Below are 25,112 nucleotides of genomic sequence, written 5' to 3'. Positions count from 1 at the left end.
ACCATTTAGTTTGATATGATAAAATTCGACATTAAAATTTGTGCATTCGGGAGTAGTTCTTGCCCCAGAGGTATTACTTTAAAGATTCAAAAAAAAATACTATTTATCATCTTTAGAGGACCTTTTTCTAAGTTCGGTAGGAGTATATCCAAACTGTTTTTTAAAAGTTCTAGTAAAATGGGGTACGCTTTTAAAACCCGTCATATGGGCGATAGATTTGAAAGATCTATCACCATACTGAACAAGCATTTTCGCTTTCCTTAGTCGTTCATTTTTTAAAAAGCGATAAACACTTATTCCATAAAGTTCCTTGAAGCCATACTTTAATTTAAAAGTATTGGTTCCAATTTGAAGCGCGAAATCCTTAATAGATGGAAAATCCTTTTCGAGATTGTTAATCAAAATATCGCGGGCTTCCCTTATTTTACTTATATCTTCATAACTCAGTCGAACTTTTTGTTTTGTAGGATGCTGGGAAGACTGATACAGACTTTCCTCAGATGAATTCTTAAATTGAACAAAACTTTGTTTTGGATCTGATTCTGCTTCAACATTATTTTTGGAATGTTTTACTACTGTCAAGAGAGTCTTTCCTTTTGCTCCTTTATGCTCCATGTAGGTCGTTATATAACATGCACTTGGAACTAAAAGTCCTTCTTTTGTTTTAAACGTAAGTTCCTCGGAAGTATCGTAAAACTCTTTCCTCTGAAGCGTTTTTAAGGATTTTCGCCATTTTTTAGACGAAATTTCATCCAAAAAGCTTTCTAATGGTTGTCCAATAATATCTTCACATAGATATGATAAAATAATACAGGTTTGTTGATTTACCATTTCCACGTAACCCTTAAAATCAAGAATAAAACTCATTATGACTATATGCTTTATAGTTTCGTTTGCATTGGCATACCCTTGATGAACCATAGCTGCCTCGATTTCCTCAGACATCATATTAATGGCCATCACCAATGCTTCCATATTATCATTTTTCACAGAACGTTCAACCCGATAAAAAAAATTTCCGGAGCCTATTTCCAATAGCATATTCCTTATTTGCTTAAGCCGCTTCTTTTTTGATTGGGACATAATTTGCTTGCTTAATATAATTTGATTCTGATATTGCAAAAAATATATAAAACAGTAGGATTTTATACTGCTTAAATATATTCGTTTAAAAACTCTTTTGCTTCCTCCATGGTCTGAAAAGCCCTAGAGGGAATAGGAGGTTTACTTGCCTTGAGATAAAATTTGGACATTATTTCCGAAAGGGGTGGTTCTACAATAAATGCGACAGCCTTTATAAGCATTGAACCTTCTATGGCTAAATAATCCCTTGCAGATTTATTGATGTCTTTTACACCACGAATATCACATAATACAGGAAAAGTTTGCCCTTCTTGAAGAATAAGTCGATCCTCCACAATTTTCACTGCTGCTTTACGGTCTATTGTTATTCCGATATGATATCGGATATAAACAATGTCATCCATAAATTTATAAGACGCGTAACTATTTTCGATATAGTTTAACATAATTAGAAAACTGGTAATTCTATTTAAATTTACGAAATAATCAAGGACTATTCATTTATTAACATTAGGGAATCCAAAACCTCGTAGTTTTTCTTGCCTATCAGGTAATAATCCTTATCCGTAAGGTATTATAACATCTTTGTATTTTTATATTCCACCAATTGCCACTAAATTTTATGTTCTAAAACTTAAGATCATGGCAAAAATAAAGCACAACAATTTTTTGGACACAGTAAATGAGGTTTTCACCGATGCCAAAAATGAAGGCGTTTTACATTTATATGCGGAAGGCGAAGATTTTTCCGGAAGGACCATTGGAATTAAAAACCGAAAGCTGTTTCATTTTGGAACTACTGGATATTTGGGACTTGAACAAGACAACAGGTTGAAGGAAGCAGCGATCGATGCAATAAGGAAATACGGCACTCAATTTCCGCTATCCAAATCCTATATATCCAATCCTTTATATAGAGAGTTGGAGGAAAAGGTTACCGAGATGTATGGAAACCCAGTTATCATCACCAAGAACAGTACTTTGGGGCATATGGGGGTAATTCCCAGCGCGGTAAAGGATCAGGATGCTATAATATTAGATCACCAAGTACATTGGAGCGTGCAAAGTGCCGCCAAAGTATTAAAAAATAGAAGTGTACCTATTGATATGATCCGACACAATGACCTGAATATGTTGGAGGATAAAATAAAATCCTATTCCGACAAACGAAAAAAGATATGGTATATGGCCGATGGTATTTATTCCATGTATGGAGATCTTGCACCTGTTGCCGACCTCAAGACCTTGAGCCAAAAATATCCCCAATTGAACTTTTATTATGATGACGTGCACGGAATGAGCTGGATCGGTAAAAACGGGACAGGTTATGTGCTAAGCGTACTCAAGGAACTCTCAGAAAACATATTGTTGTTCGGTACATTGAGCAAAACATTCGGAGCAAGTGGAGCCGTGTTGGTGTGTTCCAATAAAAAAATGTACCACGAGCTAAAGACCTTTGGAGGGCCATTGACCTTCTCGGCACAATTGGAGCCCGCTTCTGTGGCCGCCGCAACTGCCTCAGCCAAAATACATCTTTCACCAGAAATATATACCCTGCAACAGGAACTGAGGGAACGTATTGAATATTTCAATGAGTTGCTACAACAAACAGAGCTCCCCTTGATAGACCACAACATCTCCCCAGTTTTCTATATAGGAACGGGAATGCCAAAAACTGGCTATAATTTTGTGAACCGACTTATGAAAGAGGGTTTTTACGTGAATCTAGGAATCTTTCCCGCCGTTCCTGTTAAGAATACCGGAGTTCGAATTACTATTTCTAGGCACAACCAAAAAGAGGAAATTAAAGGATTAGTAGAGGCCATGGAATATCATTTCCCCAAGGCGCTTGAAGATACACACACAAATCCAAGCCGGGTCTTTCAGGCGTTTAAGTTAGATTCTAAATTAACCACAAGACCGCTTAAAAAGGAAATTGTAAATTCTGATTTAATCATTCGAACTGAAGATTCCATTTTAAACATTGAAAAAGGGCTTTGGAATGGCCTATTGGGCAGAAATGGTGTATTTGATTGGGATGGGCTAAAGTTTTTGGAACAGACGTTTAGCGATAATCCTTTAAAGGAACACAATTGGAAGTTTAAATATCTTATCATATTTGACAAGCAGAAAACTCCTATCCTGGCAACTTTCTTGACCAATTCACTGTGGAAGGACGATATGTTAGCAAATGTTGGTGCATCTCAAACTATCGAAGCGGATCGACAATCTGATCCCTATTATTTAACGTCCAAAGTTTTGAGTATTGGTTCTCTTTTTACCGAAGGAGACCATTTATATCTTGATATTGAGCACCCCTCAAAAAAAGAGGCCTTGGGTATTATGCTGCAAACCTTAGAAAACTGGGAGCAAACATTAAAAGCAAAAATGATCGTCCTGCGCGATTTTTCAGAAGAAATTGATTTGCATTCTTATTTTCAGGGACAAGGTTTTGTTAGAATCAAAATGCCAGAATCCTGCGGAATTGATCTAAAGGAAACAGGAGACATCGAAGCATATATATCTCAGCTTTCTTCAAGAAACAGGAGACATTTACGAAAAGAAATTTTAGGGACGGAGCCATTGCTCAAAATAGCTATTCTAAATAGTTGCTCCAAAGACCAATTGATACAGATTCACGAGCTTTATTCCAACGTCCATCAAAATAATCTAGGCCTGAACACTTTTTCTTTTCCAGTAAAATTGTTTGAAAATATGTCATTACATCCCAATTGGGAGTTTATTACTATTTATCCACTTACAGACCCCGATAAAATGATTGGTGTCATGCTGTGCTTTAAAAATATCCATAGAACCTACGTTCCAGCCTACGTGGGTATAGATTATAGTTACCTCAACGAATTTCATATTTATAGACAATTATTATATCAAACAATTAAACGAGCAATTGAAATTAACTCGTTGCACATTGCAATGGGTCTAACCGCCGCATTTGAAAAACGAAAATTGGGTGCAAGTGTCCATGAAAAATATGCCTACATTCAAACAGCAGATAATTATACTTTAGAGCTAATGGGTGTAATGGAATCCAGTTAACCACAAAGTAAAGGTTTACAGATGTATGACATATCAGAACTTGATATCAGAATTTGAGGCCAAATTGGAGTCTCTCGAATCTTGTACGGAAGATATTTTATACAGGGCAGAAACTGGTATAGGCTATAGTGAAAGATGGATCAAAATTCTTAGAAATGAAGTAGATGAAAACGGTTTTAATTCCATACAGGAAGAGATATTCTTTTTCAAACATATCAAGCCACAACTTTTCAGTAAGCTAATCTATTATGTAAAACTTTTTAACATTGAGAGCAAAAGACCAAGAAGCAGCTCCAAATTTCAGATCAAATATCTAAATAGTCAAATTAACAAATTACAGATCTTCTTCAATGATAATTTGGAGTTCTACCATTATTACCGCAGAGGAGCAACAACTCTTGACGAACAATATTTTGTTCGGGGAAAATCTGACCTTCGCTCCTCTACCGATTTTTTTCACTTTTACGTTGATGAAAACTTTTCGACATGCCAGGACGGTACCGTAGCCACAATTATGGCTTATGATATGTTGATTGTCTATTTGCAACAGGAAATTGAAAAACTTGAAAACAACACCGACAACCAAAACACAAACTTAATGAAGGAATCATCAAAACTTTTTTGGACAGGCAACAAAACGGAACTGATAGAATTAATTTATGCGCTACAGAGCAGTGGAGCTATTAATAGTGGAACAGCCGATATTAAAGAAATGGCATCTTTATTTGAACAAATTTTCAATATAGATCTCGGCAATTATTACCACACTTTTATAGAGATTAGAGCAAGAAAAGGTAGTAGAACAAAGTTTATAGACAAATTAGAGGAAGCTCTAACAAGACGGTTTGAGGAATCTGATGTATAATCCCAACCTATCCCCAAGTTGGGAAATCGACTTTCTCAAAATTTCCCATTAAATTTAGGTCGAATTGACAACAATTCTTGACTTTATAAATTTCGTTTTATCTCAAAATCCACCAAAATTTATTTCTAAAAATCTTTCCCACCTATGGATTGACTATTGAATATATCTCAACAAAGACTACCAAATTTGTAGAACGAAAGTCAAATCTAGTTAGAGACTATCAAATTAGATGATAAGTGTATGATAGTCCCTTTCTTTAAAACCGTTCTATTATGCCAACAAGTATTATTACCACCGACGATCTTCGGGAATTCAAAATGGAATTACTCGATGACATTAAAAAAATTCTTTCCAAACAATCTTCTGGCACTCTAAAAAAATATCTGAAATCCTCAGAGGTAATGGAAGTGCTTCAGATAAGTCCTGGTACCCTTCAAAATTTACGTATAAATGGAACCTTGCCGTATAGCAAGATGGGCGGGATCATTTATTACGATTCTGATGATATTCAAAAAGTAATGCGTAACAATCGTGTTCACCATATTGAAGAATAATTATGTATGAACTATATAAAACATCTCAATGCTGTGTTCCAGAAATTTTCGATGGATTCCCGATTGAATCCTACGCATATAAGTCTGTATATGGCTTTGTTTCAATACTGGAACATTAATAGGTTTCCAGATGAATTTTATATTAACCGCGAAGATATTATGAAGATGTCTAAAATAGGTTCAAAGGCAACCTATCATCGTTGCTTAAAGAACCTGCACGGTTGGAAATATATCTGTTATCTCCCTTCCCACAATCCGTACAAAGGAAGCAAAATTAGGTTACCCAAATTAGATACAAGTACTGAAACAAGTGACGGGACAACTACCAAGACAACCTTTGAACAACTACAGGAACAAGCATTGGTATCTAATACAAACATTAATAAACATATAACAAACATTAATAAAGCTAAGCTACCAAAAGATAAAAATGAAGTTTTAATTTTTTTTGAAAAACAAAAATGGTCTTCTCTGGAAGGAGAAAAATTCTTTAACCATTACAATGGCATCGGTTGGAAGATTGGTGGAAAAATAGAAATTACGGATTGGCATTCCACAGCCGAAAACTGGATGTTAAAATCCAAAGAAATTGAAACATCAAAAGCAGTATCCCAAAAACGGGACAACCTTAAAACCAGTAAAATCAAAAATTATGGTCAACCCCTCTAAAATAACCGAAGGTGGCATTGAGTATTCAATTGGCAGATTCAATGGAATTGAAATGTTCTATGATTTTCCAAAAATATTGACTTATCTGGATGCCAAAGGTAAATTGATGTTTGGCAAACAGTTCAAAATCTATGATGATGACAGGGATATCATCTATAAACTAAGCAACTATTTTATAAAGGATACTGAAAAGTGTGAAAAAGCAGAAATAGATCCTGATAAGGGGCTCTTAATAACTGGCCCAGTGGGATGCGGAAAAACTTCATTGATGAAATTATTGCAATTCATTGTTCCCCTTCAGCGCCCATATTCCGTAATTCCCTGCCGGAACATTGTTTTTGGGTTCAACCATCTTGGATTTAAAGTCATTGAGGATTATGGAAATGGGAGTTTCTTCTGTTTTGATGATCTGGGTGTGGAGCCTATTGGAAGACACTACGGACAGGACTGTAATGTGATGGGTGAGATTCTACTTTCCCGTTATGAGCTTTCTCTGAAAAGCAAGTTGAAAACACACGCAACAACAAATCTTAATGCAGAGGAATTGGAAGAAAGATATGGAAACAGGGTTCGGAGCAGAATGCGTGAGATGTTCAACCTCATTGCTTTTGATACAAATGCCAAGGACAAACGAAAATAAAAACTGGAATTATGAAAATAGCAACCTTTAATGTTCAAAACCTATTTCACAGGGATAGAAGTTTGATTCAACAAACCCGCGGCAAATGTGTCTCCGATTGGATCGTTGAATTTGACACCCTGCTCAAAAAAGATAAATGTGCCTCCAATACCGAGCGGTTAAAGGAATTGTCATTTTTGTTGGATTTTGATAAAACTTATCAAAACCCATACGTTGCAATGCGAAAAAAAGCGGGAGAACTTTACTTGAAGGGAATGAACTGTTCCAAAGAGCTCAAATCTGGAGAGCTGACTGATTGGAATGGTTGGATTAAAGTTCAAACGGTACCCATTGATCCAGAAGCCACAAACCATAAAGCTATGGTGATTTCAGAGATTGACCCTGATATCTTGGTACTGCAAGAGGTTGAGGATAGAATGTCCTTAGATGAGTTTAATAATTTCATCTTGCCAAAATTTCATTGCGAGTCTTTTTCGGACAGTTTTTTGATCCCAAACTCTGAAGGGAAAGGCCGTAATCAAGCATTGTTATTGAAGAATGGATATCAACTGGAATCCATTAAAGTTCATAAAATCGATGATTCTGAAAATGCAACTCAAGAATTATTGGAATACGAAATTCAAACTCCAAAAGGAAAAAATATTCATTTACTCTCTGCCTATTTTTATGGAAATATTATCGATAAAGACATAGCTTTTGAGATAAGAAAGAACCAGGCTTATCAAGTTTCGATAATTTATAAAATGTTACAGATGCAAGGCAAAACAAATATTATAGTTGTTGGAACTTTGAACGCTCCCTCCTACTGCAATTCCTTATTTCCATTATTACAGGAAACAGACCTAAAAGACATCAGCAAAAACCAAACTTTTAATGTCGATTTTGATGAGGGGATAGATGCCACTTATTTTCGTTTGGGCGCTTATAGAATGGGGGTGAATATTAAACAACAAGATTATTTGTTATTATCTCCTGAGCTTTTTTCTAATGTAAAGAGTAGTGGACTAAATCGGAAAGGCGTTTGGCCGGAGAAGCGGCCTAATTGGGGTATATATTCGACTATTCAAAATAAGAATCAGGCGGCTAGTGGGCATCCTGGGGTTTGGTTCAAATTGAATTTTTAACGAAGTGTCTTTGATTAATTTAAATTATGCTATCTCCTAGCATAAACATAACAGTTATTAGATATTATTTATATCACCGCTACCACAACTCTGATGCTGAATAACTGGAAGAATATTATGTAAACGATGTTCAGATTTGGATGACTGAATAATTCATAGCTCTATGAAAAAATAACCCCAGTCTTTCAACTAGGGTTTAAATCTACTTCCAAAAGACTAGTTTTTGAAACCAACTCTTCTTTATAGGTTTTGAAACTGGTATATCTATTAAATCACTAGAATCATTATCTATATTTTCAAAGTTTTTATTTTTATAATACTCTTGCCTTTCGGAGTTTTCCATCTTCCTGACCTTACGAATCTTCTCGTCAGACCACTTTGATGACCATTGAACATCATTATTAATAATCCAATAATGTGATTTACAATCAAAACTCCAATTACCTACAGATGGTTTTAAACTGATAGTTTCTCCATTATAAATCATTTTCCATCCTGTGGAATGCAGTGGTGTATTGACCTCTTTTCCACACCCACATGCACATTTATGGATGACCGACTTATATTCTAGAGAAATATAAATTATCCCCTCTTGAATATCATCCGGCATGAACTCAACAAATTGATGTTTAAATTTCATTATTGAAAATAGTATTTACATTGACTGAATAATTACTATCATATTCCAATCTCTGATCATTGAAAAAACCGTAGTACTTCTTCCACTTAATCACAGCAAAAATGGCATTTAAATCATTCAAATCAGCTATCTGAATATTCGTTTTATAATCATCACCTTCACCATTAGAGAAGCTTACCAATCCATTGTATACGTGCTCTCTTTTATCAGGAGTGCTCAATGTTGTTCTCACTATTCCCATCAACTCATTACCTTCTCTTTCAATACCGAGTCCACAATCAATAAATGGAATGTTTAAGTTTTCTAGTTTTTTAAATATCTTCTTTTTAACTTCCCCAACGTCAATAGCAATAAAAACAAAATCCAACTTATTTAATAAACCTAAATTAGTCTCATTTATGTAAATCGAATGAGAAATAATGTTCTTATGCATCTGTAAGTAAACTTCCGTAAAATACTCAACCTTAAAAACATTTAAGTCGATTCTTTCCTTGGTTGTTGCCCCAGGTGCCCTAAAAGCATTATGTTGCTTAAACTTATCCCCGTCAAAAAGATGAATTTCTCCAACTAAAGTTTTTGCCACTTTATCTAGAATGTAAGAACCTGTACCTCCCAAACCAATAATTCCTATTTTTAGACCTGATAGCTTTTCATTGACAGCGTCAATTTCGGCTCTGGAAGAGTTGGTATCACTATAACGCAATACAGAATCTTCTGGATTTGACTCAACCACTCTTCCAGTTCTCGCCGTTGCCTCTGGAAAATAATGTTGAGCTTGTCCACAGACAATATTCACATACGTTGTCATCTTCTCATAATATGTAGGATACATTGGGTTTGGTTTATGGGAAAATAAATGGTCTATTATAATTCCATTTCCCAAATCTTGTCTTTTACTATTGTTAATTAATTGACTCATTGGGTTACCGTCAATACCACATGGTGTTTCTCCAATAAAATAAACAACATGAGTATTAGGTCTTGGAGTTGACACGTTGGAAACCAACGTGCCATAAACCAATTCCTTTTTAGCATTTAAATATGGAATGCTGTGTATTAAGAGAAAGTTTCCAACTATCTCAACTTCATAATTATCATTACAAAGTTCATTAATACCAAGACTATGATTTGTTTGTTTCAGTAACATTGAATATCATTTTATTTTTTACTGAAATAACATCACCTTTAAGCATACTACCTTCAGGCTTACTCGGTACACCATTAATGTAATTTACGGTATAAATCACATTAGGATCAGTCGAAATCTTTCCATAGGCAAGTATTACAACCTCTTCAAAAGATATTGTAACTTTCGTCCAATCTTTTGGTTTACTGTTAACAATTACAAATTCAATAACTTCCTCAATTTCACAAGAAACAAAGCAAGAATTTTTAGTAATCGCGATTTTGTGCTCTACATCATCTTTATAAGTAACTTCAATATTACCTTTCCGAATCTCTTTCAAGTAGTATCGGTCAATGTTAATGCCAACCAAAGTCATAATCTCTATAGGTGTCATAAAGCACTCTCCAACTTCGTATTGTTTACGATCAACTTTTATTATTAGCCTTTTATAAGGTTTAGCCTTAAAGCCTTCGATACCTGCTGTTCTAAGGTCCACTATCTCTTCAAGTTGTATTGGGGTAAAGCCCTTCTCATTGATTTTGTACAGCAACTCAAAATCCTCAACAGGAGATAATCCTGCTATAGTTAATAATTCACGTCCAGTTATTTTCGATTCGCTGGACTCAAATCTCTTGTTATTTATTTTGAATGTATAATTCATCTTTATTTATTTAATATTAACACCCTATTGTAGGTTAGGATTTACCTTGACACGCTTCTCTTTAAAACAGTTTGGGTCAAGCACTATTCAGGTAAAACATTATGCTAATACTCTTGCTTAAGAATTTATATATCTATACATTTGTAGTAACAAAACAATAATAGGAAGTCCTTCAAATTAGGTGACAAGCCTTTTGAAGATTAGTTTACCATACTAAAAAATATTCCTAAAAATTCTTAATCCAATTTGTTGCTCTAACAACAAATTGGATTTTTTTTATTTCATGTCGGCACTTATTTAAAATTACACATTACAAAGATACTATAAATTATTGTTGGTCTATTTTTAATTGATAACAAATTTGTTAAACATTATTAACAATTTAATGATATTGAAAATTCTTAAACAAGATTATATATATTTTATATAAACGAAGTATCTGATTATCAAAAATTATTATCCTTTTATAGCTAATTTCAGGAAAGTTATTAACATTTTATTTATTATAAGGAGTTAATAACTATATTTGTACACTTTTAAAAATCAAACTCTTTTATGCAAAACAAAATCATTCACCCAGGTGTTATACTTGATAATATGTTGAATGAAAGAAGTTTAAGCCAACGAGATCTAGCCTCAAGAATTGACGTAGCTCATTCTTTACTCAACAATATATTAAAAGGTAACAGAAATATTAATGTTCATATAGCTATAGCGCTTGAATCAGCAGGATTTAAGGATGCTAATTATTGGTTAATGGAACAAATGAAGTTTAATTTATATCAAGCCCATAATGATAAAGATGTTATTAAAAAGACAAAGTCAATAAAGGAATGGAATGACATCGAGGAAGAAGGAATAGTTCCTTTGTCCTTTTTTAAGAAACAAAATATCGGAATTAACACATCAGACGATATTGATAGAATTTACGACATTTATGACGTAAAAGATTACAATAGCCTAAAAAACAGGGTAAACGAATTTAATCCAACATATTTTAGGAAGTCATCTAAATTCTCCGAAAATAAAAATAATGTAGTCGCTTGGTCCTTAATGGCTAAATATCAAGCGAACCAAGAAAACGTAACTATTTTCAAACGCTCAAACGAGGCTTTTTTATTAAAAGAATTAAAGAAATGTTTTTATATAAATGAAAATGTAATTAACAAAACAAAGAATATATTGAATAAGTATGGCATCAAATTTTTTACATTAAATCGTCCACCTCAAACCCCTGCGGATGGAAAATCTTTTATGTCTGAAAATAATCCAACTATTGTTCTTTCTTTGAAATATAAAAGACTCGATAATTTTGCTTTTACACTATTCCATGAATTAGGTCATGTTTTTGAGCACCTTACCCATCCTGATAGACCAGAATATAGAAATGAGGAGTTTTTTATAAATAGTTCAAATACGGAGATTGTAGAGTTTCAAGCTGATAATTATGCAAGAAACAATTTAATTGAACAAAGTATATGGAGTGATTTCATAACATTAAATGAAGATTTCACAGACGATATAATTTTAGAATTTTCAAGAAAACATAAAATACATCCAGGTATTGTTAGAGGTCGTGTATGTTTTGAATATAATGAATACTATAGAAAAAGATCAACCATAACAGATATGAATAAACTTGAAGCTAGTTAATCAACAATTCTATTTGCTATAATCAATGTTAGAATTTTTTTTAGAATTTTAAATGTTTTTACATATAATTCTTTCATAATCATCCATTTAAATAGTTACATAATTCCATTAAAAATAGCAAAAGCCATTGCTCTTATATTTTTAGGTGCTACAAAATAACGAGCTTCATTGGTATTGCTAACAAAGCCTATTTCAATAAGTATTGAAGGGAATAATTCAATGTTTTCCCTTAACACCTGAAAATTAGCAAACTTCACTCCCCTACTCTCAAATCCTAAATTATTCTTTAACTCCTTTTGAAGTTCGTAAGCGAGCAATATTGATTCTCGGGAGTATTTACCTTGTTTCTTAGAAACATAAACTTCTACACCCCGCGCATTTGGGTTGTCTGAATGATTACAATGCAACGAAAGAAAAATATCTGCTTGCAACGCCTGGGCTATCTTAGTTCTATCACTTAATGAAATAAGCGTGTCCTTATACCGAGTGAGAAATATTTCGTACTGATTCTTAAAGACGATGCCATTTAATTCTACGATTTGCTTCGCGATTTTCAGAACTACATCCTTTTCCTGAATACCATTTATACCCACCGCCCCAGAATCCTTTCCGCCATGTCCTGGATCGATTATAATTATCAGTTTTGTATTCTGGTCTGTTTGTGCCAACAAAGAATTTTGAAAGCCAGCTATTTTTAAGGCCAAAATGATGGTAAATAAAATCTTGAACTGAACCATAATAATTTCTTGCTTTTGAACAAAATTCAAAGATTCATTTCCATTTCTAACAATCCTCCAAAGTTTAACATTGGTTCACGTTAAAGTTTAAGAAATTTCTTCCCCTCCCTTCTTTTCATAATAGATTTCGTAAAATTTCAATAACTAACCTATTTCAGGTTTATAAAAACGCACAGTTATGAAAAGATCAATTTTCATTTTAACAACTCTTTTGTTTTCAGTCTCACAAAGCTTCGCACAGATTGGCGGTATTGAGGATTCCGTACAGGATGTTTCCGATACCATTCGAACCGTCTTCCCCATAATTCTTGGGGTAATCTTTCTAGTTGGGTTCCTTTTCAACGCTGGGCATTTCTTCGGCGAGAATGCAGATCTAAAAAAAGGAATTACAAGAGTTTTGATTTTCGTATTGATTGCGGGAGCCGTGGTCGGAATCTTTACTTATTTAATTGGAATCGTGGTGTAATGAAACAGTACGAAACCTATAAAAACATCAGGAAACGGGCAGTCATATTTGGACTGCCCATCTCCCTGTTTGCTGTAATGATGATTTCAATAATCGCATCACTCTTGGTAATCATTTTCTCTTTCAGCTTTGGAATTATCATAGGGGTTATTAGTTTGAATGTGAGCTTGTTTATAGTACTTATCAGAATTACAAACAATCCGCAATTGTTTCATTTCTCAAAACCCTTTCCACAGATAATCAGTAATAAAAAACCAACCCTTTTCAATTATGAAAAAGATAAACGTGGCCGCATATCACCCAATCGTGGATATTCAAGAGAATGTCGTCTTTGCCAATAATGGCAACGTGGTTATTTGCTATTCCGGCAATCTTCCCGAGATATATTCCCTATCAGAAAAAGATTTCGAGGATATTCACGGAGCTTGGTTTCAGGCTATTAAATCTTTACCGACTGGATGTGTAGTCCACAAACAGGATGTTTATCTAAAAAGAAGTTTTACTTCTGAAAATCTACCGAACAAAACTTTTCTTGAAAAAGCTACTCACACGCATTTCAAGGGACGGGAATATATGGAGCACACCTGCTATCTCTTTTTTATTCTAACAAAAAACAAAGCACTCAACAACGCAAAATATATCAATCCATTCAAAAAGGTAACCAAAACAATTATACCAGAAATAGATGATACTATCCACAGTTTTATAGGGGCAGTTAGCGATTCGGTTTCATTTATAAACAACAGTAGAAAAATGGAATTCACTGCTTTGGATTCAAAGGAAATACAAAGTTTAACAAACGGTTATTTCAATGGCTTTAATGAAGGGTTTGACACGGATATAATTCTCGAAAAAAAGGAATTAAATATTGGAGAAAACTATTTTGATGTACTATCAATCAATAGCGAGTTGTGTTTTGGCGAAAACGTACAGAGCAGTAAAACCAATGAACACTTCACTTCAGACGACTTTGTGTTCCACCAAGGTTTTATTGATGGACTGGGACTTACTCTAAATGAGAACCACATTGTCAATCAAATAATCTATTTGGATGACAAACAGAAGTGGCGCAAGATCCTCGACAAGAAAATTGAAGAGTTGAACAAAAGCTCCAATTTTGGGTCACAAAATAAAGTAGTCCTAAAGAAAATTCAATATATCCAAGACCAGATAAATTCCGATGACAATGCCCGTGTAATTCGAGGACATCTCAATATTATTTATTGGGACAAAGAAGTGAAAAATCTTGAGAAAATCAGCTCCAAAATAAAGACTGAATTCAAGGATCTGGATATCATCCCATACTATCCACGTGGCGAGGAACGCAAGAATTATATACTCAATAGCTATTGCTGCTTTTCTTCCAATTTTTCAAATGATGATCTGTACGTAACGGATTTAAAACACGCTTTGTGCCTATTGGTCAACAATACCAATTATAAATCGGATGCTACGGGGGTAATTTTTAATGACAGGGAACATAACATTCCTGTTCTTAAAGACGTATGGGACGATAAAAAGAAACGTATCAAGGCAAGAAACTTCGCCATATTCGCTCCTACTGGGGAGGGAAAATCCTTTTTGGCCAATAATATCCTTCGTCAATATTTTGAAAGCGGTGTTCGTCTTGTCATTATTGATTTGGGAGGCTCCTATACCAAATTCGCAAAACTTTATCCAGAGCAATATACAGTGCTCCGCTATGAAAGTGGAAAGAACCTTGGTATTAATCCTTTTTATATAAGTGATCTTAAAGATTTGACTCCTGAACGCTTAGAAGATCTTTCTGTATTCCTTTTTGAACTGTTCGCTTCCGATTTAAAAGTGACAAAAGCGCAATCGGTTTCGGTCAAGAAAATATTGCGATACTATTATAGGCAAATCAAGACCGATCATTCGCTTAGCAGTTTCTATGACTTCATAGAAACCAATCAGGATTCACTTCTAAAGAAACTAAAAATCCATTCTGATTATTTCAACATTACTAACTTCCTACACATTATGTCGGAATATGTTGGAGATGGCCTGTACAGTTTCCTTTTTGAGGTTTGCGAAGATCAGACCTATAAAATTGAGGATAAAAGGCTGATTGTTTTTGAACTGGATGAAGTGAAGGATAATAAAGAAATCCTTTCCGTAATGTTGAAGCTCATAAAATCAGCCATCCAACGAACCATTTGGAAGAACCGAGCTGAAAAAGGAATCATTTTATTTGATGAGTTTGCAAAACAGCTGAAATTCGAAAACGTTCTGGAAAGTGTTGAATTTTACTACCAAGCTATTAGAAAACAGAATGGCGCTATTGGAATCATTCTTCAGTCCATCAATCAGCTTCCAAATAATTCAACTTCTGCAAGTATTTTGGAGAACACACAGGTCATTTACAGCCTTCATAATGAAAAAGGATATGATGAGCTTCAGAAACGACTGAACCTCTCCAGCCACGATCTAAACCAACTGAAATCAATCAAAAACAATCTATCCGGACCAAGAAAGTACACCGAAATGTTTATCAAAATAGGAAAGGAAAGCAACATCTTCCGACTTGAAGTCCCCAAGAAAGTTTATGCCGCATATCTAACTGACGGAGCGGAAAATGAAGAAATAATGAAGCTTTATGAAAAGCATCAAAATATGGAAAAAGCAATCACTGAATATACATCTTAAAACAAAAATTATGAAAACAAAAATTTTAATTCTAGCAATGGCATTATTGTTTAGCCTCAATATTAGAGCTCAAGGAATGCCAGTTTATGACAACACAAACTTTATCAGTTTGATTAAGCAACTTTTGGAAGCCGGAAAACAGACCTCCAATCTTATGAAAACGGTCAAGTTTTTAAAAACACAGAAAGAAAATCTGGAAAAGGTAAACGATGTAATCAAACAGTTAAAAGCGGTACAGGAAATCAATCGAAACAATCAACGGTTGATTGACATTGTAAATGAGGATTTAAGGGATATTCTGAATTCCCCATTTATCAAACCAGATGAGATCACTCGCATTTCCGATTCCTTCAATTCTATCATCGATACCTCTTTGGACAATCTTGATTTTATAGATCAGATTCTATCCAGCGATTATATGAAAATGTCTGACGCAGAAAGAGCTTCGATTTTAAAGGACAAAGAACTTCAAACTAAGGAAATGGTGGCCGAAATAACAAAAAAGACCGAGCGCTATCGGGATATTATTTCCTTCAGAAAAATGCAGGATAAAGTAAATAATCGAGAAACAGGATATTAAAATGACCGCCGCAATCTCATTGGGAATTGGTCTGGAATATATTGACACCATCTACCAGACCATACAGAACAGCGACTTTTCACAATACACTATTGGTGGAATGAAAACGCTTGCCGTACTGTTCTTTTTGATCAATATTCTAAAAAAGTACAATGAGGGCGCGGTGGATAAAGACGGCTATACTTGGGGACTCAGTCCTGGAGAGCTAATTAAAAACTTTGTTGTAGTAATCTTAGTCATTTTCTCAACACAGGTATTGGGTGTTTTTGATAGCATATTGGTTGCCATTGAATCTCAATATCGTAATACGGCTCCTGCGCTCCTCCCGCTACAAATGCAAGATATTCCATTGGAAGAGGATGTGGGCGCATTGGAAGCCGCCAAAAAAGCAATGGCATTGTTATATGACGCATTAGTTACACCTCTGTACGGCTTTAAAATATTTGCATTTATAGGAAGCCTAATTTTATGGATTTTGGATTTGTTCATCTATCCCCTTTTCTTGGCTGAACGGTTTTTCCTTTTGGGAATTATGCGGGCATTCTTTCCACTTGTAATCAGTCTGGCTGTTTTTGAAAAATTCCGCACGCTCGCCTATACCTTTTTTAAGCTCTATGCCGCTGTTTATATGTTGGTACCTGCCTTCTTTCTGGTCAATGTTTTTATCAATGCTATCTATACGGAAATCAACACCAACTTCTGGGTAAACCTTTTCGGGACTGATGTTGGAAGTCGATTCTTTGCACCGGTTGTGGAATTAGGTTCTATAGGATTTATCGTCTTTCTAAAATTCAGATTATACAAACGTGCAACTTCATTTACTCTAAGACTTTTTACCGCTTAATGCGGATTTTAAATTATGAAAACACCTTATAAAAATATATACGCCGTCCTTAAGACGAATCGCTTCATTGTAATTGCGGTGTTGGCTTTTTCCTTTCTTTCGAGTGGTATTGCTGTATGGTCAGTTTTTAGCATTAATAACAAAGCATTGAACAATGCCTTCGCTGTTAATACTGATGGGTCTGTTATTCCCTTAAAGTGGGTGGCGCAAAAGGAAAACCTAAAAGTAGAGGCATTGGCGCACCTTGACTTATTTCACTCTTATTTCTACAATATAGACGCTAGCAATTATGAGAAGAATTTGGAGAAGGCTTTGTGGTTGGGAAATAGCTCTGTCGATAATCTTTACCGACAAAAGAAAGCGGATGGAGTATATAACAGATTGCTCCAGTATTCCCTTGTCCAGAAAGTAATAAACATTGAATCACAACTGGATCTTCAAAGCAATCCATATACATTCCAATCCAGGACAATATTTGAAATCAATCGTGGAACCGTAGTGGACAGATATGAAATGATCTCCACGGGAAACTTGATTGTTGTGGACCGAAACTTTCCCAAGAACACACACGGTCTCTTGATTACCAATTATTTTGAAAAATCCCTTAAAAAACTGACAAATGAAAATTGAAAAGAACAAAATAGTATTCGGTTCTGTCCTTTTAGTAGTGCTGATTTTTATAATCACATACTCAATTATGGTTATGTCCAACGACGAAACCGATAGCGAAAACCTGACACAGACTGCCGTGCCAGAACTGGACGAAAACCAGAAAGAGTACAAAAGCAAACTGGAAGCGATCGATGCCCTAAAAGAAGTAAGGGAAACCAATGCGCCAAGTATTTATGATGAAAAGAACATCGATTCCCTCGGTTTTTATGATCCTGATTTTATGGACAAAGAGAAAGTAAGAATTGTAGATAGTATCTACAAGCACAATAAGATCAATTACACGGAAAGCAAGTACGTCGTTCCCGAACGTTATCGAAGAAAACAAAAGGTTGAAGAGGATTCCCTTCCAACGAAAAAAGAAGAAACTATCGAACTCAAGGAACTGGGTCTGGAACAGCAGTTGTTTTTTGCATCCGATCCAGTTGCTAACCCCAAGTTGGGCATTGCAAATACAGATGCTGAAATTTATGTGGAAGTTGATGGAAACCAATTGGTAAAAATCAATTATCGCCTGCGAATGCGCTTACTCAAGGAAGCTGTAATAAATGGAGTAAAAGTCCCCAAAAACACACCCGTCTTTGGATTTATAAGCTTCAAGCCAAATCGGGCCTTGATTGAAATCGAAAATATTAATCACCGTCCCGTCAAATTAAAGGCATTCGATCTTCAGGACGGAAGTGAAGGAATCTATGTGGAGAACAGTTTTCGAGCGGATGCAACCCGAGAGGTAGTGGATGATATTGTTGGGGACATCAATATTGCGGGAGTACCGCAAGTGAGCGGAGTCCAAAAAATATTTCGAAAAAACTATAGAACGGTCAAAGTAACCGTTACCAATAATTACAAACTTATTCTAAAACCAACGTTATGAAAACTTCAATTCTATTTGCCAGTTTAATTCTTGCCAGCTTTATCTTAGAAGCTCAAACCAGCTCCTCGCTGGATACTATTTTTGCAAACGATCAAAAGAACGTGTCGTTGTTTTTTCCCAGTCCAATTCGTCAAGGGATAGTAGGTTCTCAGAATTTTGTTTTTACCTATAATCGGGAAAAAGAACAATACTTTGGACTGCTACAGGCAAAGCCAGGAAAGCCAAGTAATTTACTCATAATCAATGCAAATGGCTCAATTTTTTCGTATATTGTAAGTTATAAAGAGCAACTGGAAAAGCTGAATTATTTTGTTCCCCAATCGGAAAGCATTGGCTTTGAACAACCAAAATTCACAGAGAGTTCCGATTCTACTAATGTTGCCAATCTTTTCACAGATAAAACTTTTTACTACGAAAGGTTTTGCTCATATCTGTTAACAAGGAAACAAAAAATCGGGAGCATCCAAAAACGTAAGAATGGTATTGTTCTGAGTTTGGAAAACATAGTTTTTGATAAGGAGGAACTTTATTTCGTAATCAAAATTGAAAACAAGTCTTCATTAGATTACGATCTAAATTTCTTGGATATTTCGACACAGACAAGAAAACAAGGAAAAAAGAAGTCAATACAGCGCATTTCACAGCTTCCAAATTTTAAATATGATGTTCCAAGAAAAGTTGCCGAGAAAGAGATTAAAAGAATGGTTTATGTTCTTCCCAAGTTTTCATTAAGCAATGACAAAATGGTCGTCTTGGAACTGAATGAAAAAAATGGAGAGCGAAACTTAAAATTGAAAGTATCAAATAAATATATCAATAACCCAAATTGAAACTGATATGAAAAATTTAGCATTAATACTCCTACTTCTTGTTGGTGCTGCTTGCTCACAACAAAACCTATCTTCTACGGAAACTGCCAAAGTTGTTGTAGAAAGCTTTTATAGTAAAGACAATGAAAAATTAAAAGAATACACGACTCCTGAGAATTATGAATCTTATTTATTAATTCAAAATATGATAGCCACGAAGAATTATGGTAAATCCAACTTTAAGGTTTTACAGGAAAAAGTGGATGGAGATGTTGCCTGGGTAAAATTTACTACTTCCTATGATGAGAAGCCAGAGACTTTTAAGCTTATAAAGGAAAATGGGCAATGGAAGGTTGCTTTAAAGGGACTGAGAGAGAAATCACCTTTTTGATAAAGAAGCTATAATCCCTTTTTGATCTTCATAGACCCAAATATTTAAAAGATTACTCTTTTCATCGATTTTTTTGATTTAAGTCTTGTCAATTTCAATATGTTCATTATATTTGAATGTTCATTGTCACTGAACAGTGTAAAATAATGAACATAAAAAGTTATGTATCGTAACAATGACTTTATTTACGAAGCTACTTCAAAGTTAGAACAACTTATCGATATCCCTATACAAGTAGATAGCAATCGGAACAATTATGATGCACTCTTAACTATAAATGATTTACAATTTATTGTAGAGACCAAATCTACTGTTAGAACATCTAACCAAGGTTTTGTTTTAGCTCAATTGGAGGAAATCAAAAACGATAGCAATAGGCCTATTGTTTTAATAGCGGAATATATTTCTAAAAAAGCAACTCAAGAACTTAAAGAACGAGGAATTAATTATATAGATGTTGCGGGCAATGCGTATATAAAATATAAAGATTTAGCAATTTTCGTCGAAGGTCAAAAAACCACAAAAAAGGATAAAACCAATCAATCTCGCGCTTTTCAAGAAACCGGATTAAAAATTCTATTTCACTTATTGAATAATCCCGAGCATCTTCAAGATTCTTACAGAGTAATAGCAGAACAGGCCAACGTATCTATTGGTTCAGTAAGTAATGTTATGGCAGAACTAGAAGAACTGCACTATCTACTAAAAATAAATAATGAACGAATTCTTAAGAATACCTCAGATCTCTTAGAACGTTGGGTGGTAGATTTTAATGCGGTGCTCAGGCCTCGAATCTTAAGAAAACGAATGCGTTTCATAGATCCAGAACAATTAAAAAATTGGCGTAACATAGATATTCATTCCCAAAATGGCTTTATTCTTTGGGGAGGCGAACCCGGAGCAGCAATTCTCACGGAAAGTCTAAGACCTGAAGAGTTTACTGTCTTTACTAATCTAGAACTATCAGAAGTTGCCAGCAAATTACACCTGATTCCTAGTGAAGATGGGAACATTGAAATCCTCCAAAAATTCTGGAGAAATGATACAAATGGTAGCCAAACAGCACCACCACTTTTAATATATGCCGATTTAATGAATAGTGGGTATGGAAGAAATATCGAAACCGCTAAAAAAATACTAGAGAATGAGTTACAACATATCTAGTGCAAATTTTTCACATCCGTTATTAAAGCCAATTCTTTTGGAGCTTACCGCCTACTTCAAAGAAGCAGGCATTTCCTTTTTTGTAATAGGTGCAACAGCCAGAGACATTATAATGGAATTGCATAATGAGACTTCTGGTCGATTAACCTACGATCTCGATATCGCCATCACAGTAAATGATTGGGAACAATGGAAAAAAGTGGAAGACGACATCATCAATCTTGAAAACTTCAACAAAGATCCAAATCAAAAACAACGCTTTCTCTATCGTGGAAACTTCCCATTAGATATTGTGCCATTTGGTGATATAATGAAAAGTAATTACAAGATATTTTGGCCACCAAATGAAGAACTAGCAATGTCTGTTCTAGGATTTTCCGCTGCCGATGAATCCGCGCTAAAAGTGAAAATCGACAATGAAACCGAAATAAAAATCGCCTCTCTCACCGGTATTTTCATATTAAAAATAATTGCTTGGAAAGACCGAAACCAGACTAACAATAAGGATGCAGATGATATAGGGTTTATTCTTGGAAATTATTTATCCATTCACGAAGAAAGAGCTGCCACCAATTATTACGACCAGGTATATGGAATCGAACCGTTTAAGAATACTACTGCAGCAGCAGTTCTACTAGGAATAGATATCAAAGAACTCCTAAAAAATCACCCCGAAACCATAGTATCAATTTTAGAGATTTTAAATGAAGAACTAAACAAAAAAGCAGAAAGCATACTCATCAATCAAATTATTGAAACACATAAAACCATCTACTATGAAGAGGTGCTGCAGAGTATTCAAAACATAGTTAACGGGTTAAATGAAAAATAGCAGGTTCCTATTCACTCCTTTAATTTCAATTCTCTTTCCTAACTACTTCAATCCCAAACTGACCTTCGGTCTGGAGTATTTCATCAACAAACACAATTTAATTTCAATTCAGATAATGAATCACTATAGTCTTGCTTACAGAAAAATACAAAGCATAATTAAAAGAGAGAGATCTGAATTTCTATATTTGGCGTAAATGTGCCTATAATCATAAAAGGGTTTTTAGATCGATAATGAAAAGCTTTTGTAGTTCCTAAATACAGATGTAAATCTTTTTTAAGAGCAAAAGAATCAAAGTATTTTTCTTTTACTTTTTGAACAGCAATAGCTTCATTACCTTCTGCAGCTGCCAATGTGTTTCTATATAATTGTCCAATCTCCCAATCTTCAATCATCATAGTACTAGAAACACCATTTTCATCTTCAATCACATAAGAAAACTTATAAGGTAGTTTTTCTACAACTTCAAACGGCAATTCTTCCATTTCAAAAAGATTGCCCTGGTCATTAAGAGCTTTTTGTTGATCAATCTTTTTTTTATCCCATTCAGAGGAAACTTTTTCAATTTTGAAGTCCAAAACTTTTGTTGGCTTAAAAACTGCGAGCGAGGTGCAGATTTCTTTATTATGTGCTTCGGCAATAAGTGATTTTATATCTGTATAAATATTATTGAGGGCAACTTGCTTCCGCTTATACCAGTTTCCTTTGGTGTCAATAGTATCTAATAAAGTTATAGGTGTATCGATGGTAGCAGGTCTAAAACTTTCCGGTCTAAAATCTTTATTGTTTTTAACTATATCTAGTTCAATCCATTGATACTTCTTATACTTTTCATCGTACTTGAGTTTTCTAAAAGGAATTGGGTAGAGTCTTATCCAAGATCCATCTTCAAGAAATCCAGCAGTACAGACTAGCTCTCCATATCTAGCCGAAAGAGAAGGATAGGTCTTTACGGTTATAAGAACTTTTGTAATCGCCATTCATTAAATGTGTTGTAATTTATATTTAAATGTAGGCGATTTTTCTATTTTCTCAGCTAAATGCGTTCTATGACACTGACAAGTTTCCGCTTCAAAACAAGTGAGTGCTATTCTTTTATGTTTTTTCAACAGTAGGAGTATATGATCTTGACTCTCTATTGTTTCTTCAAGTACTGTATTATTGTACTCATCGAATAAGATATCGTAATCTTTTTGAGTATTCAATTCTCTTCTTTTACTCGAGTCAATGCCAACTTCTGGAATATGTAAATAATCAATTCCTAAATTATCACAGAAACCGCTTAATAGTTTTTTACTAAAACCAAACTTTTGACTTAGTGGATTTCTTCTAACATCTACCAAGAGCTTCACATCATTTTTTATTAGCCTATTAAGATACTCTTCTAAGGATATACCTTCATACCCAATAGTAAACAATATAGTTTCATCAGTTTTAGGTTTAGCTTCTTCAACGCGCAGATAATATTTTTCAGGCAGAATATTTTTTGCAATTGTACTATTAATGGCGTGATAAGGGAAATTTAAATAAGTATGCTTAGTTATTTGTTCAGTATTCATTTTCCCATAAAGTGAGATAGTATCATCAACAATTTTTTTATCGTCTGTACGTAACTCATTGTAATACTTCTTTTCAGTTTTTAATTCATAACCTCTTTCAGAAATTGTAATCCAATCTCTTTTTACCATTGCTTGTAAATCTGCTTTTAAAGAGTAAGAGTAACACCCAAAGCGGTAAGGAACAAAATCGTAATTAGGATTTTTTTGCTTTTTAGTTAATAAAAAAATTAATTTTTGAAGACGAGTCTTTTCAAGACCGTTTTCAAAATTCTCTAATAAAGCAAACACCAATTTTCTTCTATAAAACATTTTACAAAATTATCAATTAAAAGTGCCATCTAATAATTTTTATTGGACTATCCATCACTATCTGTTATAACCATTCTGATTATTAGTAGATATAAAACTATTGCCCTCGCATATCTGAAACGTGTGCTCACAATCCGCTATGAACCTCTGACCAAGGATCATTCTTTTTGGTAAGGCGAGGAGATTATGATTACGCCACATACTGCTGGAAACGTTCATCCAGAATCGCCTGTGCAAAAAATCTTGCGGAATTATTAAGCGATGAAGGATGGCGAGGAACTGATAGAAGTGGTTGATATTGGAAGAGGGTATTGATGAAGAAAAGAGTACTTTTTTATCTCAGTTTTGGGTTACTCAAAGTTAGTTGGTTAAATAAGTTATAAATTCTCTTCCTAATTCAGTTAGAATTGCAGAAGGATCGTGGTGATCCTCTAAAGCCAGAGTTTTTGAAGTATCGAAATAGTCAGACAATCCAGCCCCAAAGCTTAAAAGAGATTTGCTTTCTAAATCAGAGGAATAATATTTAAATTCAAATCTGCTTAATTTATATGCGCCTTGAAAGGATGAATATTTTCCGTGAAAATTTAAAAAGGAAGCAACACCCATTAATTCGTCCTGATTTTCTTTTACAAATTTTAAAATATTGATTTGAACTAAATTTAATTCTGTTACAAAATTCATAAATAAACGAATAGTATCTGTTTCAAATTGAGATTCTTTCACAAATGATTCAATATACATTTTTGATAGAGCTTCCTTCTTTTCTCTTGATCTAGCTTTTAGTATATTTTTGAAAAGCTCATTAGTATAATCAAAAAAATCTGGACTATTCAAATATTCTCTATTTACTTGTGTTGTTTCAATATTTGAAATTTTCTCCTTCAAGATTTCTACTGTTTCATTTACTCTTGATTGATATACTCTGTTCGCACTTTCAAATAAAATTTCATTTATCAAGGTTCCTACCGCTGGAATACTTCCTATCAAACCTTTTAAAATGGCCGTTTCAGTTTCTCTAATCTCAGGTCGAGAGTTAAGTACTTCTGAAGGTAGTCTCCTTTTATATTTAGTCATTGTTGTAATTTTAGCTAGTTGTTATAAGGAACGTAGCGTATAAAAAGACACTACATTTATAAAGT

27 protein-coding genes are annotated in these 25,112 nt (G+C 34.3%); 18 read left to right on the top strand and 9 right to left on the bottom strand.

What is annotated here, in order from left to right; genetic code table 11:
- Window positions 1-99: 99 nt before the first annotated feature.
- Window positions 100-1,083, bottom strand: a complete 984-nt coding sequence (locus ESU54_RS07305; RefSeq protein WP_146744057.1) for an AraC family transcriptional regulator — start codon at window positions 1,081-1,083, stop codon at window positions 100-102.
- 71 nt (window positions 1,084-1,154) lie between these two features.
- The gene (locus ESU54_RS07300; RefSeq protein ID WP_111846041.1) at window positions 1,155-1,529 is read right to left on the bottom strand and encodes a DUF7793 family protein; all 375 of its coding nucleotides are present in this window, start codon (window positions 1,527-1,529) and stop codon (window positions 1,155-1,157) included.
- A gap of 196 nt (window positions 1,530-1,725) precedes the next feature.
- Here ESU54_RS07300 and ESU54_RS07295 point away from each other — a divergent pair, with 196 nt between their 5' ends.
- From ESU54_RS07295 to ESU54_RS07270, 6 genes are all read left to right on the top strand, one after another.
- On the top strand, window positions 1,726-4,140 hold the full coding sequence (locus tag ESU54_RS07295) for an aminotransferase class I/II-fold pyridoxal phosphate-dependent enzyme (RefSeq protein WP_111846040.1): 2,415 nt from the start codon (window positions 1,726-1,728) through the stop codon (window positions 4,138-4,140).
- Between the two features lie 25 nt (window positions 4,141-4,165).
- Window positions 4,166-5,005, top strand: coding sequence for an RteC domain-containing protein (locus tag ESU54_RS07290; RefSeq protein WP_111846039.1), 840 nt, complete (start codon window positions 4,166-4,168; stop codon window positions 5,003-5,005).
- 272 nt (window positions 5,006-5,277) lie between these two features.
- Window positions 5,278-5,559 carry a helix-turn-helix domain-containing protein gene (locus ESU54_RS07285; RefSeq protein ID WP_111846038.1) on the top strand — a complete coding sequence of 94 codons (282 nt, stop codon included), beginning with the start codon at window positions 5,278-5,280 and terminating at the stop codon, window positions 5,557-5,559.
- A 6-nt stretch (window positions 5,560-5,565) separates the two neighbouring features.
- Window positions 5,566-6,228 carry a hypothetical protein gene (locus tag ESU54_RS07280; RefSeq protein ID WP_111846037.1) on the top strand — a complete coding sequence of 221 codons (663 nt, stop codon included), beginning with the start codon at window positions 5,566-5,568 and terminating at the stop codon, window positions 6,226-6,228.
- Complete coding sequence (locus tag ESU54_RS07275; RefSeq protein ID WP_111846036.1) at window positions 6,212-6,868, top strand: P-loop NTPase family protein; 657 nt, start codon at window positions 6,212-6,214, stop codon at window positions 6,866-6,868. The genes ESU54_RS07280 and ESU54_RS07275 overlap by 17 nt, the downstream gene beginning before the upstream one ends.
- An 11-nt stretch (window positions 6,869-6,879) precedes the next feature.
- Window positions 6,880-7,992 carry an exonuclease/endonuclease/phosphatase family protein gene (locus ESU54_RS07270; protein WP_146744056.1) on the top strand — a complete coding sequence of 371 codons (1,113 nt, stop codon included), beginning with the start codon at window positions 6,880-6,882 and terminating at the stop codon, window positions 7,990-7,992.
- A 202-nt stretch (window positions 7,993-8,194) separates the two neighbouring features.
- On the opposite strand, the gene ESU54_RS07265 is transcribed toward ESU54_RS07270, so the two are convergent.
- The 3 genes from ESU54_RS07265 to ESU54_RS07255 are packed head-to-tail and all read right to left on the bottom strand — an operon-like array spanning window position 8,195 to window position 10,419.
- On the bottom strand, window positions 8,195-8,632 hold the full coding sequence (locus tag ESU54_RS07265) for a DUF6527 family protein (RefSeq protein WP_146848098.1): 438 nt from the start codon (window positions 8,630-8,632) through the stop codon (window positions 8,195-8,197).
- Window positions 8,622-9,779, bottom strand: coding sequence for a ThiF family adenylyltransferase (locus ESU54_RS07260; RefSeq protein ID WP_111846033.1), 1,158 nt, complete (start codon window positions 9,777-9,779; stop codon window positions 8,622-8,624). The genes ESU54_RS07265 and ESU54_RS07260 overlap by 11 nt, the downstream gene beginning before the upstream one ends.
- Window positions 9,754-10,419 carry a multiubiquitin domain-containing protein gene (locus ESU54_RS07255; RefSeq protein WP_111846032.1) on the bottom strand — a complete coding sequence of 222 codons (666 nt, stop codon included), beginning with the start codon at window positions 10,417-10,419 and terminating at the stop codon, window positions 9,754-9,756. The genes ESU54_RS07260 and ESU54_RS07255 overlap by 26 nt, the downstream gene beginning before the upstream one ends.
- Before the next feature lie 555 nt (window positions 10,420-10,974).
- Between ESU54_RS07255 and ESU54_RS07250 the strand changes: the two genes are divergently transcribed.
- Window positions 10,975-12,072 carry a helix-turn-helix domain-containing protein gene (locus tag ESU54_RS07250; protein ID WP_111845876.1) on the top strand — a complete coding sequence of 366 codons (1,098 nt, stop codon included), beginning with the start codon at window positions 10,975-10,977 and terminating at the stop codon, window positions 12,070-12,072.
- Window positions 12,073-12,167: 95 nt separating this feature from the next.
- Here the strand turns inward: ESU54_RS07250 and ESU54_RS07245 are convergent, their stop codons facing one another.
- A complete protein-coding gene (locus ESU54_RS07245) occupies window positions 12,168-12,809 on the bottom strand; it encodes an N-acetylmuramoyl-L-alanine amidase family protein (RefSeq protein WP_111845906.1) in 642 nt (213 codons plus the stop codon).
- A 178-nt stretch (window positions 12,810-12,987) separates the two neighbouring features.
- On the opposite strand from ESU54_RS07245, the gene ESU54_RS07240 reads away from it, so the two are divergent.
- The 11 genes from ESU54_RS07240 to ESU54_RS07190 all read left to right on the top strand — a co-directional run bounded on the left by ESU54_RS07240 (window position 12,988) and on the right by ESU54_RS07190 (window position 22,105).
- A complete protein-coding gene (locus tag ESU54_RS07240; protein ID WP_111845877.1) occupies window positions 12,988-13,275 on the top strand; it encodes a hypothetical protein in 288 nt (95 codons plus the stop codon).
- Window positions 13,275-13,616, top strand: coding sequence for a hypothetical protein (locus ESU54_RS07235; protein WP_111845878.1), 342 nt, complete (start codon window positions 13,275-13,277; stop codon window positions 13,614-13,616). Before ESU54_RS07240 ends, ESU54_RS07235 begins: the two co-directional genes overlap by 1 nt.
- The gene (locus ESU54_RS07230; protein ID WP_111845879.1) at window positions 13,546-15,942 is read left to right on the top strand and encodes a TraG family conjugative transposon ATPase; all 2,397 of its coding nucleotides are present in this window, start codon (window positions 13,546-13,548) and stop codon (window positions 15,940-15,942) included. The genes ESU54_RS07235 and ESU54_RS07230 overlap by 71 nt, the downstream gene beginning before the upstream one ends.
- A gap of 10 nt (window positions 15,943-15,952) precedes the next feature.
- Window positions 15,953-16,522, top strand: a complete 570-nt coding sequence (locus ESU54_RS07225) for a conjugal transfer protein (protein WP_111845907.1) — start codon at window positions 15,953-15,955, stop codon at window positions 16,520-16,522.
- A gap of 1 nt (window position 16,523) precedes the next feature.
- Window positions 16,524-17,366: a hypothetical protein gene (locus ESU54_RS07220; protein WP_111845880.1), complete on the top strand. Its 843-nt coding sequence runs from the start codon at window positions 16,524-16,526 to the stop codon at window positions 17,364-17,366.
- 15 nt (window positions 17,367-17,381) lie between these two features.
- Window positions 17,382-17,996: a conjugal transfer protein TraK gene (locus ESU54_RS07215; protein ID WP_111845881.1), complete on the top strand. Its 615-nt coding sequence runs from the start codon at window positions 17,382-17,384 to the stop codon at window positions 17,994-17,996.
- Complete coding sequence (gene traM / locus ESU54_RS07210; protein ID WP_111845882.1) at window positions 17,986-18,909, top strand: conjugative transposon protein TraM; 924 nt, start codon at window positions 17,986-17,988, stop codon at window positions 18,907-18,909. Before ESU54_RS07215 ends, traM begins: the two co-directional genes overlap by 11 nt.
- Entirely contained in the window at window positions 18,906-19,739 is an 834-nt protein-coding gene (locus ESU54_RS07205; RefSeq protein ID WP_111845883.1) for a DUF4138 domain-containing protein, read from the top strand. The genes traM and ESU54_RS07205 overlap by 4 nt, the downstream gene beginning before the upstream one ends.
- A 7-nt stretch (window positions 19,740-19,746) precedes the next feature.
- The gene (locus ESU54_RS07200) at window positions 19,747-20,109 is read left to right on the top strand and encodes a nuclear transport factor 2 family protein (RefSeq protein WP_146848097.1); all 363 of its coding nucleotides are present in this window, start codon (window positions 19,747-19,749) and stop codon (window positions 20,107-20,109) included.
- 162 nt (window positions 20,110-20,271) lie between these two features.
- Window positions 20,272-21,273, top strand: a complete 1,002-nt coding sequence (locus ESU54_RS07195) for a type IV toxin-antitoxin system AbiEi family antitoxin (RefSeq protein ID WP_111845885.1) — start codon at window positions 20,272-20,274, stop codon at window positions 21,271-21,273.
- On the top strand, window positions 21,254-22,105 hold the full coding sequence (locus tag ESU54_RS07190; protein WP_111845886.1) for a nucleotidyl transferase AbiEii/AbiGii toxin family protein: 852 nt from the start codon (window positions 21,254-21,256) through the stop codon (window positions 22,103-22,105). Before ESU54_RS07195 ends, ESU54_RS07190 begins: the two co-directional genes overlap by 20 nt.
- Before the next feature lie 158 nt (window positions 22,106-22,263).
- Here the strand turns inward: ESU54_RS07190 and ESU54_RS07185 are convergent, their stop codons facing one another.
- The 3 genes from ESU54_RS07185 to ESU54_RS07175 form a co-directional block, all read right to left on the bottom strand.
- A complete protein-coding gene (locus ESU54_RS07185) occupies window positions 22,264-23,085 on the bottom strand; it encodes a hypothetical protein (protein ID WP_111845887.1) in 822 nt (273 codons plus the stop codon).
- A 3-nt stretch (window positions 23,086-23,088) separates the two neighbouring features.
- Window positions 23,089-23,973, bottom strand: coding sequence for a DUF488 domain-containing protein (locus ESU54_RS07180; protein ID WP_111845888.1), 885 nt, complete (start codon window positions 23,971-23,973; stop codon window positions 23,089-23,091).
- 360 nt (window positions 23,974-24,333) lie between these two features.
- Entirely contained in the window at window positions 24,334-25,047 is a 714-nt protein-coding gene (locus ESU54_RS07175) for a hypothetical protein (RefSeq protein WP_111845889.1), read from the bottom strand.
- Window positions 25,048-25,112: the final 65 nt, after the last annotated feature.

Origin of the sequence: Aequorivita antarctica (assembly GCF_007997155.1) — a bacterium.
GTDB lineage: Bacteria > Bacteroidota > Bacteroidia > Flavobacteriales > Flavobacteriaceae > Aequorivita > Aequorivita antarctica.
The sequence above is the reverse complement of the archived record's forward strand: the minus strand, read 5'-3'. Positions and strand labels throughout refer to the sequence as shown.